15 protein-coding genes and 1 pseudogene are annotated in these 10,834 nt (G+C 37.6%); 6 read left to right on the top strand and 10 right to left on the bottom strand.

Annotation, left to right across the window (positions count from 1 at the left end):
• The coding region (locus tag Sarmat_RS07380; RefSeq protein WP_207187027.1) for a helix-turn-helix domain-containing protein at window positions 1-119 on the bottom strand (119 nt) is incomplete at its 3' end.
• 23 nt (window positions 120-142) lie between these two features.
• Here Sarmat_RS07380 and Sarmat_RS04420 point away from each other — a divergent pair.
• The gene (locus Sarmat_RS04420; RefSeq protein ID WP_202149613.1) at window positions 143-307 is read left to right on the top strand and encodes a hypothetical protein; all 165 of its coding nucleotides are present in this window, start codon (window positions 143-145) and stop codon (window positions 305-307) included.
• A gap of 320 nt (window positions 308-627) precedes the next feature.
• Window positions 628-1,617 (top strand): peptide chain release factor N(5)-glutamine methyltransferase, encoded by a 990-nt coding sequence (gene prmC / locus Sarmat_RS04415; protein ID WP_202149612.1) that lies wholly within the window; start codon window positions 628-630, stop codon window positions 1,615-1,617.
• 87 nt (window positions 1,618-1,704) lie between these two features.
• Here prmC and Sarmat_RS07375 read toward each other — a convergent pair.
• Window positions 1,705-1,807 (bottom strand): annotated as a pseudogene (locus Sarmat_RS07375) (IS630 family transposase); the annotation flags it as partial.
• 47 nt (window positions 1,808-1,854) lie between these two features.
• Between Sarmat_RS07375 and Sarmat_RS07370 the strand changes: the two are divergent.
• Window positions 1,855-2,034, top strand: coding sequence for an IS630 transposase-related protein (locus tag Sarmat_RS07370; RefSeq protein WP_202149611.1), 180 nt, complete (start codon window positions 1,855-1,857; stop codon window positions 2,032-2,034).
• Here Sarmat_RS07370 and Sarmat_RS04405 read toward each other — a convergent pair.
• Window positions 1,951-2,142 carry a hypothetical protein gene (locus Sarmat_RS04405; protein ID WP_202149614.1) on the bottom strand — a complete coding sequence of 64 codons (192 nt, stop codon included), beginning with the start codon at window positions 2,140-2,142 and terminating at the stop codon, window positions 1,951-1,953. The two genes, Sarmat_RS07370 and Sarmat_RS04405, sit on opposite strands and share 84 nt — an antisense overlap.
• Between Sarmat_RS04405 and Sarmat_RS06880 the strand changes: the two genes are divergently transcribed.
• Together Sarmat_RS06880 and Sarmat_RS04395 are read left to right on the top strand one after the other, a co-directional pair.
• The gene (locus Sarmat_RS06880; protein ID WP_244127142.1) at window positions 2,141-2,239 is read left to right on the top strand and encodes a transposase; all 99 of its coding nucleotides are present in this window, start codon (window positions 2,141-2,143) and stop codon (window positions 2,237-2,239) included. The two genes, Sarmat_RS04405 and Sarmat_RS06880, sit on opposite strands and share 2 nt — an antisense overlap.
• A 203-nt stretch (window positions 2,240-2,442) precedes the next feature.
• Window positions 2,443-2,616, top strand: coding sequence for a hypothetical protein (locus Sarmat_RS04395; RefSeq protein WP_202149610.1), 174 nt, complete (start codon window positions 2,443-2,445; stop codon window positions 2,614-2,616).
• A gap of 237 nt (window positions 2,617-2,853) precedes the next feature.
• Here the strand turns inward: Sarmat_RS04395 and Sarmat_RS04390 are convergent, their stop codons facing one another.
• From Sarmat_RS04390 to Sarmat_RS04360, 7 genes are all read right to left on the bottom strand, one after another.
• Complete coding sequence (locus Sarmat_RS04390) at window positions 2,854-3,795, bottom strand: hypothetical protein (RefSeq protein WP_202149609.1); 942 nt, start codon at window positions 3,793-3,795, stop codon at window positions 2,854-2,856.
• A 186-nt stretch (window positions 3,796-3,981) separates the two neighbouring features.
• On the bottom strand, window positions 3,982-7,779 hold the full coding sequence (locus Sarmat_RS04385) for a hypothetical protein (protein WP_202149608.1): 3,798 nt from the start codon (window positions 7,777-7,779) through the stop codon (window positions 3,982-3,984).
• 187 nt (window positions 7,780-7,966) lie between these two features.
• A complete protein-coding gene (locus tag Sarmat_RS04380) occupies window positions 7,967-8,113 on the bottom strand; it encodes a hypothetical protein (protein ID WP_202149607.1) in 147 nt (48 codons plus the stop codon).
• Between the two features lie 33 nt (window positions 8,114-8,146).
• Window positions 8,147-8,269: an IS630 transposase-related protein gene (locus Sarmat_RS04375; RefSeq protein ID WP_202149213.1), complete on the bottom strand. Its 123-nt coding sequence runs from the start codon at window positions 8,267-8,269 to the stop codon at window positions 8,147-8,149.
• 331 nt (window positions 8,270-8,600) lie between these two features.
• Window positions 8,601-9,245, bottom strand: coding sequence for a ribonuclease P protein component (locus Sarmat_RS04370; protein ID WP_202149606.1), 645 nt, complete (start codon window positions 9,243-9,245; stop codon window positions 8,601-8,603).
• A 188-nt stretch (window positions 9,246-9,433) separates the two neighbouring features.
• Window positions 9,434-9,568 (bottom strand): 50S ribosomal protein L34, encoded by a 135-nt coding sequence (gene rpmH, locus Sarmat_RS04365; protein ID WP_202149605.1) that lies wholly within the window; start codon window positions 9,566-9,568, stop codon window positions 9,434-9,436.
• A 533-nt stretch (window positions 9,569-10,101) separates the two neighbouring features.
• Complete coding sequence (locus Sarmat_RS04360) at window positions 10,102-10,338, bottom strand: hypothetical protein (RefSeq protein WP_202149604.1); 237 nt, start codon at window positions 10,336-10,338, stop codon at window positions 10,102-10,104.
• Window positions 10,339-10,538: 200 nt separating this feature from the next.
• On the opposite strand from Sarmat_RS04360, the gene Sarmat_RS04355 reads away from it, so the two are divergent.
• A complete protein-coding gene (locus Sarmat_RS04355) occupies window positions 10,539-10,694 on the top strand; it encodes a hypothetical protein (RefSeq protein WP_202149603.1) in 156 nt (51 codons plus the stop codon).
• The last annotated feature ends 140 nt before the right edge of the window (window positions 10,695-10,834 follow it).

The raw sequence follows: 10,834 nt of genomic DNA, 5'->3' as shown, positions 1-10,834 counted from the left end.
ATTGCAACTAGACCAGCCATAAGCGGCTCTAGCTTCTTTATAATCCGGCTCACTCTTGATTCGTCAATGTTAAACATAAAGCCTATCTGCATCATTGTGCTATAAGTGCGAAGGTACATTAGACCTCTTTCGAAACTCGCTCATGATGCGCAAATGCGAGGAGTATACGAAGCACAGAGCCGCAGCGTACATGAAGTACGTGAGGACTTGCGCATCGACAGCGTCACCACAGTTGCCATCAGGAGTAGAGTTAGGAAAGAGGTCTATTAAAAGCATCAGGGTCATTTCTTCTAGACCTAATTTATAATTCCTCCCGGGACGTTTATATTGGCCTACGACTCTTTTATCCCAGATTTTTTCTAGCTTCTTTATTATTATTTCAAACTTTTCTAGCTCCATGCCAAATAATCTTAAAAAAACTCTTGAATGTTTAGCAATTTTACTGTATCTTATCATTGTGTATAGTCTCTTGTTGGTTAAAAATCAAGTTCTATACACGCTTTATAAAAAATATCAACCCCTCCCTGTAAGTAATTTCCAATTCTATATACTTACGCAAGAGGTCTATTGTAAGGGGGGTATAAGAAGTAAAAGCTCTTGTAAGTAGGTATATAAATAGTACGCAATATGAGTGTAATACATGCAAACAACATTCTTTCGCTTAAACAATTATATCTATGGGGGTTAACTACTCTTCGGGCTGTTGGTATAACCAATGCTGGGCTTGAAGCAAGAATATTGTTGGCGCATGTACTTAATAAATCACAAGAAGATTTATTGCTGTTACTCTATCAAGACTTACCCTTCACTTCATGTGTAATTGAAAAATTTACAGATAGTATCGCACAACGCAGTAATTTTATGCCAATTGCATACATCACAAATCATAGGGAATGTTATGGTCTACCATTTTATATAGACTCTTCGGTATTAATTCCTAGAGCTGACACGGAGATAATTATAGAATGTGCTGTAGATTATTTAAACAATCATCATCGCATGACTACATCAAAATTAGATGATGCAGTTACAACCGTCAAAACAAAACCCATTGAGATATGTGAGATTGGTGTTGGAAGTGGATGTATATTATTAAGCGTGCTTATGTCTGTTAAGGCAACAGATATTTTGGCGACTGGTATAGACATCAGCTCTCAAGCCATATCGGTTGCTCAAAAAAATGCACAACTGCTATTTAATCAAAAAACACCGCCGCAAATTAATTGGATAGTTGGTGATATGTTTGAGGTATTAGAGAAACGTTCACGCCATAAATCGCATGATGTTAAGGAAGATTTTATTTGTACCGATGGTTTTGATGTAATAATAAGCAATCCACCCTATATTCCTACTACTCAAAAGCATTTGATGGCGCGAGAAACTTTGTTATACGAACCGCAGCTAGCGCTATTTGCAAGTGACAATGGTTATGAATTCTATCATAGAATTGCAAAAGAAAGTAAGAGATTTCTTAAAACAGATGGCGTGATTATGTTGGAAGTTGGATTTGATCAGGCGCACAAAGTGACTGCGATTTTTACTCAACATGGTTTTCATCTCGCGCAACAGCGCAAGGATTTATCAAATATAATAAGAGTTTTATGTTTTATACTATAGTAAATTAGGTTGAATTAGGTATTTAAAAAAGGAAACAATGGCATCATAAAGTTGTGTAAAATTTGCTATGTTATATTCGATTCATCTTTTTATATTGGCACAGAATTTCTCTATTGGATTCAAATCAGGCGAATACTTTAGTTTTTTGAGATTTATAAAATGCAGCATTATCCATAATCACTACTTGACCAGCTTTTATAGTAATTTAGGTTGAATTAGATATAATTTTTCGTTATAATGAAAGGAAAAATGACAAAAAGCTATAGCAATGATTTAAGAGAAAAAGTAGTAGAATATTTAGAAGCTGGGAATAGTTATGACCAAGCATCTAAATTATTTAAAATAAGTGTAATTATGGACAATGCTTCTTTTCATAAATCTAAGAAGACAAAGGAATTGATTAGACCTCTTTCCTAACTCTACTCCTGATGGCAACTGTGGCGACGCTGTCGATGCGCAAGTCCTCACGTACTTCATGTACGCTGCGGCTCTGTGCTTCGTATACTCCTCGCATTTGCTCATCATGAGCGAGTTTCGAAAGAGGTCTATTGAATCAGTAAATTGCAGGATCATTTTTTTGCCTCCATATTCACCAGATCTGAATCCAATAGAGAAATTTTGAGCTAATATGAAACGATGGATTAAAAATCAAATTACTGAATTTGATCAATTATATGAGGCTATTTCTTATTTCTTTAAAATACCTAATGCAATCTAAATTACTATATGCCTAGCGTTACCCCTGATGCCAAGAGCCATATTTTTGGTGCTAACTGAACAATTTTCAATTAGGTTAATCATCATTTCGACAAAACATTAGACCTCTTGCATAACCTATTCCGTGGGGTAATTTTGTTGTCAAAACTCCTTTGCGCTCCTCATATACTAGAGTATGCTGCGACGCTCAACATCATTTTTCCTAAAAATTCCTCTTTCATTTTTAGGTTATGCAAGAGGTCTATTCTATCCTTGATTTTTTTCAAGAAAGGTTTAATGTAAGCGCTTGAAGTAGTATATTATGCATCATCAGAAAATACATCCTCATACTACTTCAATCCCCTATATTTAAGCCGCTTCTACCACCTCTCACTACATAAATTGCAGGGTACCATGGGTCTAATCATCTCATGTACAATAATCAATCCGACAGCCAGATTAATTTGTAGTAGTCGTATGTAAGATCAAATCTTGGCTTGTACACCGTAGGAGTAGAGTTTTGTGGTAAGTTGAAAAATTTTACTTTCTGCTCATTATCCATTCAAGCTCTTCCAGTGCTTGCAAACACGTTTCTGGCGGCAATTGTTCCAATTCTAAGTAATACTCTTGCGCTTTCTCTAGAATTTCGGCATCTCTAGCTCCAAATGCGCCGCTGGTTGCGCAATAGAATTCTTTTAACGCTCCGAAAGCCTCATGATATTTTTGTATTTCTTCATTTCTTTCAGCGACCGCTTTCACTTTTGCTAGTGGATTTTTAAAAAGTTTCACGAATTTCCCGTCCCACAAATCTTTGAAGTTATCTTCTTGTGATAGGGCAAGCATGTGCGCCATACCTCTCTTATACTGCTTGTTATCTAGAGCGAACTTAGCGACCGTTAGGTACTGTCTCACGAATGACACGTACTTTATGCTATCCACTGCTGAAAAATGAGTATATTCCTTTTCGTTATATGCTATATGTATTAGGCGCTGATCGAAACCCAGCACCTCATCGTTTTGCAATACTAGAGGGAAGTGAGGTACTGCAGACCGCCAATCCTTTTCTACTATCATAAGTAGAGCATTCTCAACATCAAAATTAAGCGCTATAGCTTTTTCGAGTAATGCAATCACCACCTGTTCCCGTGTATGCATGTCTGGGGCAGGAGCAAACTCACTTTGTATAAAGCGGTATGCCAAGAGTCCTTCTTTAAGAGCCACATAACATTCAAGAATATCTAAGGGGTACTGCGCATTTTCTCGGTATTCCTCATACTCCTGCAGTTGCAAACATAAATTCTTTAATTCCTTTATCTTGTTTTGCGGTAGTTCTTGAGCGCGAGCTTGATACTTTCTAATAATTACATTACATTGTTCTAAATTTTGAGCGGCAATAGCATTCTCTAGTTGCACTGAGAGTGGCGGGGCAAGATCTATATAAATATTATGATTACTTAGACCTTTTACTTGTTTTATTTGCATAAGATTATAAATGATTTAGTTAATAACACGCTGTAATTTTAATAAATAATAATATTTAATTACTGTATATTAATTACTACGAAAGTATAATATTGACAAATAAATATGTCAACAAACCCGCTACGTCAGTCAAGATGATATGTTTATGATGAGTGGCGCACCTCTATAAAATGAAAAATCTTTAGATCATAGCAAGCTCTCGATTGTCTGCTCTATTTGCGCACCCTTAGTTAATATATCCAAAACATACATTACCCTATCCAACTTGGTTGTAGTTGGCCATTCTCGCGTCAAATCCTTGTTACTTGGGTCTTGCGCGAGTGTATGCCACACCTCGTTTATCAAATGCACAACTTCCAATGCTTTCTCTCTCTGCCATTGCGTTTGCTTTTCGGCACGATCTTCTGATATGTCAAACTGCTTTTTTTGATCTTTTATGATCCTATGAGCAGCATCTCGTTCTCGTATGGTTGCGCCATGCAAGGCATAAGAAGTATTTACTGTGTTCATAAATTCCAACTTTTCATTACTTTCTTTGGTATACTTTAGTGTGCGTGGATCAATATACAGACTGAACTTTTCCGGCCCAAAGGATCTTTTACTTATATCCTCATCCTGTTCTCTGCTATTATCCACTTGCTGCTTTGGAACATTAGTTCCATCCTTCTTATAACCATTATCTTCTCTTTCCTTCTCGAGGTGTGCATTTACGGCAAGATCTACTTCCTTCTCTTCTATGTCAACATTCTGCTCATCCTCGTCTAGAGATTTATCGTTGTTTATGATTAGGTTATAGAGCGCCGAATTATCATATTCTTGCCTTAAGACTTCAAGATCCTCATTTGTTAAAGGTTTTAACTGCACCTCATCTGCTTTTATATAATCCGTGAGGGTTAATTTTGGCAGGACGCGTATATCTTGTATTCTGTTAATATCATATCCTTGTATTATATACGCAGCATTCTGCGCATTTCGTGTACGTATCTCGGCTACTTTTTCGTTAAACTTCGCATATTTCTTATCATTTTGCCGCAATTCTTCTTGGAGCTGCTCGAGTAGAGCTTCGAGTTTGTCGGACGGAAGGTCCTGCAAATCATCTCCTTCGCGCTTCATAAATTCTTTCACCACAGGGAGTAGATTCGCTAATTCATGCTTAAAATACTCCAGATAATTAGCGCGCAACACTTTTTCCTTTTGCAATTCCTTCTGTTTCTCTTGCAATGCATTCTGTTCTTCTTGCAATGTGATTAATGACTGTCTGTACTGCGCGACAGAATCGCGTATTTCCTCGGTTTCCCGACTTTGCGTTTCTAACTTGTTACGGTCCTTTATAAGCTGTTTGCGCAACTCGCCGCACGCTTCTAGATTAGTTTGCAACTGACGTATTTCATTAGAAATCTTCTGTAATTTTTGTATTCTTATGTTTTGTCGCATATCATCTTCCGCTTCTTCTTGGTCCTCATAGGAGTATACCATATAGTCGCCATACTCGTTTTCGCCATATATTCCATCAGATTCTTCTCTTTGATTCGCGAAATCACTCTGCTCTTCTTTTCGATTTTCTAAGTTTGCTTGTCTTGCTAACTGGATATCTATCAACCGCTGATATTGAGCCATCTTAGCGTCCAATACTCCTATATTTTTGTTAAGTTTATACTTTTTATTCTCTATGTCATCCTTGATTTGTTTATTGTAATTTGAGAGCTGGTTACACAGTTCCGTCAAAAATGATATTGAATATATTTGCTCTTGAGCATTCGTCTTCCATTTTCCGTACAATTGTTGCGGCGATATTTTTAAAAGCTCTTGATGTATAGATGCAATTCTGTCGTTTGAATCCGCCAACAAACGCACGTGCTTGTCATTTAAATCGCCCAACAAGCGCTCATACTCCCGCAACTGCTGTTCGAAACGCTCGATCTCTTCTCGATTGTACCGCAACTCGCCTATTGTTGAAATTTGCTGCGATAGTTTTCGAGTTTCATTTGCTATTGGCATTTCAGTACCAAAAATCCTTCTATTCTGTTGCGCAACTTCCGCGATGCGCTCAAGATAACTCTCAGCCCACATCATCTCTATGGCTGATTTCTGCTCTTTTATCATCCGAAGCTTTTCTGCGTTCTGAGGATTTTCAAAATATGTGGCGCATTTTTCGGCAATACTCATACTAGCAATTCGATATGGGTTTTTTTGCATCATTTTCCTAGCCCTACTGGCATCGATGAATACTGAATATTTAATATTCATCATCCTCAGCGCGTTCTGCAAGAAATCTAATGTTTTCCGATCTTGCAACGGAGAAGACAAGCATTGTTTTGTCAATTTTACGAGAAATTCCATGCATGTTGCAGAGGGAAACGTGGATGACGATACGGTTTCATATAACATCTTCGCTCCGTCTGCTAAATACCGATTATATACATGATTATATCCTTCTGTTAAATAGTTATTTTGTGGAGCGCATAAAAAGAATGCCATGTAAGTTAAGCGCATTAGTAACAGTTGATCTTTCGCAGGAAATTCTCCTTGCAACGATGATATTCCGGGTAATAAATCTGCCCGTTCGCCGATCAGACAAGCGGTGCGTAAATCGTCGCATAACTCCCGCGGCTTTCCGCCGCACGCTTCCATGATATTATTCCGCAATATCTCCCATACAGTATCAGGATTCTTTTGTGTGTATTCGATCAGATTTTCTGGCAGCTCATCAATAGCTATAAGTTGTCCACGAAACTTACACAATAAACCAAATAGTTCTTCTGAAGAAAAGTTTAGCTCCGAATATTGTGCTGATATATCAGAACTAAGCTTCAAATCATTAGCTATCTGGGGTGCGGAGTATAATATGTTTAATACCTTGGTTTGTCGCAGTTTAGGATTGTGCTGAAGGTATAATGATAATTTATAGCACAGTGATACGTGCGCAATCATTTCGCTTCTATATGGTTCAGTTGCAAGGAGCTCGGCGCATTTTGTCAGAGACTCTGAGCTTAATTCTTGTTTATTTTTCGTATCGGTTAAATCTTGTGCAAATATATTACAAAGTGCAGTTAAAATCATATTTTCCTTCTCTCCACATTTCATGCTGATCGCGACAATCGAAAAAAGCAAAGAGTTGTTAGAGTCTGAAGGTGCTCGAGACATAAAAAGCTGACGATAACAATCACCAGAGTTAGCTGGTTGATCCATTGCTTTATCGCCAAAAAGAATGCTCGGGTTGAGTGTTTGAACTTCCTGCGCATTCCAAGTTAACGGCGTGATCTGCGATGCATTTGATGTTAAGTCGCAATAACAAAGTCTTAGAGCGTTGACGCTTTTATTGGATAACGTATCGAATTTTACTTGCGAGCACCGCAGTATATGTGACAATACCTTTAAGACGAGAGGAGGTTTTGCAGGAGAGTCAACAGAAGTTTGCATGGTCATTGACTTATGCATTTTCGCTGGCACTCTCCAGGATACGTCAGCCATCTCAAGACAACGGAGCAACATTTTTGTATATCCAGTACTACGAACTGTGTTTGTCGTATTGCACGTCCGATCTATATTTATCAACATACATGCAATTTCCATGGCTCGTTCTGGTTCTACGTTGCCATGAATAAGCTCGAAATATGCGTCATGCATACCTTGAATGTTAGCGCTTAATCCTAGTATGTGACATTCCATTGCGCGGCATTTTTCTATGTTATTGCAATTATCTACATCATTCGCGCCTTGCTTATTGTATTGATTATGTAACGAGTATAAGCCGTACATTAGCGCATCTACTGCCCATGAATTCTCTGCAATATAAGCAGGATCGATGCGCGGTAGAGTTTCATACCATTCAGATATCTTTTCTGATTGTTCTAGACTTTTGCATATCTGCTCCTGAGATTTTGAGTGTTGAGTAATTTCTGTTTGGATTTTTTTCTCTTGAATGTTTTGTATTGGAGTAGGTGTTATGCGTGGTGATAATCCTTGTTTTGAAATATTTTGCATTTTGCAATATAATTAACACAAACCTAAATTGAATTGTATATTTTATTATATATTAATAATCAAATCAAATTAGTGCATCGCCACTCCTTAGAATGTATAGTACAGCACAAAAAATTGTAATTACTCACTTTCATAGGTCTCTCTATCTTTTGGCTTCGCTCTCTCGAAAAATGACTCTATTAACTTTTTAAACCTTCTTTCTTTTATTAGACCTCTTGCATAACCTATTCTGAAGGGTAGTTTTGTTGTCAAAACTCCCTTGCGCTCTTCGCACACTAGAGTATGCTGCGACGCTCAAAATCATTTTTCCTAAAAATTCCTCCTTCCTTTTCATACTCTTTTTATAATGCTTTAGCTATATAGTAATTTAGGTTGAATTAGGTATTTTAAATAATTTAGATGCTTGGTCATAACTATTCCCAGCTTCTAAATATTCTACTACTTTTTCTCTTAAATCATTGCTATAGCTTTTTGTCATTTTTCCTTTCATTATAACGAAAAATTATATCTAATTCAACCTAAATTACTATAGCCCGCAACAGTCCCCGGATGTATTTACAAGTCATAAAGATGATCCTTTATATAAGCTTGCTCTTCCTTCCATCTCACGCCTTCTTCTTGATTTTCAGCCTCTTGAAGTATGGTGATTCTTCTAATTCTTTGATCTGTTCGTATTTCATAGGAATCTCCAGATCTCTTCTTAACTCACTTTTTAACTAAAATCTGTTTCCGAAGAAGTATGTTATATGGTTTTGTTGACATTTTTCCTTCAACAATACCGCATTTTCTTACCTAATGTAAGGTGGTTTACCGTATAGGTTTCAACGTGAAGTTTTTGGAATATAGCGAGATTTTAATGGAGCCCCTAAGAGTTTTGCGAAAGATTGGTATAATTCCGCAAAAGTAACCGAGTCAATCCCCTTATATGGTATAATAATAACTGCTCGATAACTAGCATGTAACCGACCATTACTTAACAAAAGCCTAATAACATGACGAATACGCCTCTTAATCTTATTACGCACAACACTTGAGCCAATTCTTTTTGTCGCCTTAATAGCAAAGAAAAAATTGTTTGCAGGCAGTTGATTTTGCGATAGACTTGGTTCGCGTTGAGTAGGTGCGCGCTTTAACTCCCATTGTACTAACTTATCATACGTAAATTTAAAAGAGTCTTGCAAGGGTGTGGTGAGGCAAAAATTTTGATCTTCATGAGGGGGTTTCCGAAGGAGTTGATTATCAACTATGGTAATAGAAGGTACACGTTCGAAAGGCGCATCCATAGCAGATGCATCTATAGCATCAGAGACATTTTTAGCATTGCGCGCAAGCACAACCAGTAGGAACGAAGAAGACTTCAACCTTGCGCCAGATTTATTGATTAAAGCGAAACTGGCGGGACGTCTTAAAGAATAAGCGCGTCTGAGGGGTGAAACTTCAAGACTACGCAACGAATCAGCAGACAATATAAAACCCTTAATCTTAGAAGAGTAATTAGTAAAAAGCGTTCAATAAAAAAATAGCAAAAAGCAGTGGTGTAATCACCATATACAATAGGCGACCAATATCACTGACCTCAATACCGCGTTCGATACCACATCCACTTAATACTCACGCAATACGTCTAAATACTATCAGATCGCTTGACTACAAACTAAGCAGTTAACTTTTTTCTCCCTTTGTTTCTTCTGTTGTTAATAACGTTCCTACCTCCAACAGTTTTCATTCTAGAGCGAAAGCCATGCCTTCTTTTACGCACTAATCTACTGGGCTGAAAAGTTCTTTTCATAATTTAACCAATATTTAAAACAACAATTAAGTAACCAATTCAGTATTTATATTAAGTATTCATTTATGGTAAACAACAAGATATCACTAAAAGTAATATAAAACAACAGCATATGCACGAAATTCTTAAAAGAAAAATTAGCAATAATTTCTACGCAACTCTTACCGCTTCAGACTACTTTTAATATACCTTTTGTCCTGCGAGTTCTAGAAACTTACGCGCATAAGCTCAGTTTGCTTACGTATATCATTAGGCCTAGTTACCCAATAGGTGTCTTATTCATTCACCTTCTGCAACACTATCCATGATGGCCACACCGCGCTGCGCCATCGATGCTCAAACCTAAGGTATTCTACTTATATTTCAGCGTCCGGCGCTTTTATTTGCTCCTTACATTCTCTCTTGACTTGATGGCACTGCGCAGGAGGTCTGCTATTACGCACTCTAGATACTATACACTTTGAACATTTTAAGCGATAGCTCAGCGCTAATTATCTTTGACTCGAAGTGAGTTTGCCAAAGAAGCGCCTATCTCATAAGAGACTTCGCGCTTGCTCGGAAAGCTCAACGGAATCTTGTAGATCAGACATATGTCTGCCACCAGAGCTAGTAACAGTCGTTTTCGATGTAACGTTCTTCTTAGCCACCTTATTCACTTTTTCCTGCTCTTTAGGACGAGCCACGCCGGTTGCATTACCCGTCACTTGTTTAGGACCAATCACTGGTGGAACTGGAATAGTAGTTACCCCGCTTATTTTACTAATCTCCACGCTAATACAACCTATAAAACTGTCAACACAGCATACATGGTTTATTATATCTCATAACATGACAAAAAGTCAACAAGCGGCGAACAAATATGTTGAGGCATGCCCTCGCTAAATATAGATAGCAGATCTTAGCGCATTCCTTGTACTATAGTCAATTAACTTGAATTAGGGATAATATGTGGTATGCTCAAATAGACCTCTTGCATAACCTATTCCGCGGGGTAATTTTGTTGTCAACACTCATTTGCGCTCCTCGCATATTAGAGTATGCTGTGGTGCTCAACATCATTTTTCCTAAAAATTCCTCTTTCATTTTTAGGTTATGCAAGAGGTCTAATAAAGCATTAGCGGCATAAACACATCAGCTCTACACCTAGAACCAGTCACGCAAAAGGTTGAAGTATTGGAGGGACATCGTTATGATTGGCATCAAAGGGAGGATATGAGATGTCAACGAGCTATACGAGTGATTTAACAGATGAAGAATGGGCCGTAG

Origin of the sequence: Candidatus Sarmatiella mevalonica (genome assembly GCF_016751895.1) — a bacterium.
Lineage (GTDB): Bacteria > Pseudomonadota > Alphaproteobacteria > Rickettsiales > Rickettsiaceae > Sarmatiella > Sarmatiella mevalonica.
The sequence above is the reverse complement of the archived record's forward strand: the minus strand, read 5'-3'. Positions and strand labels throughout refer to the sequence as shown.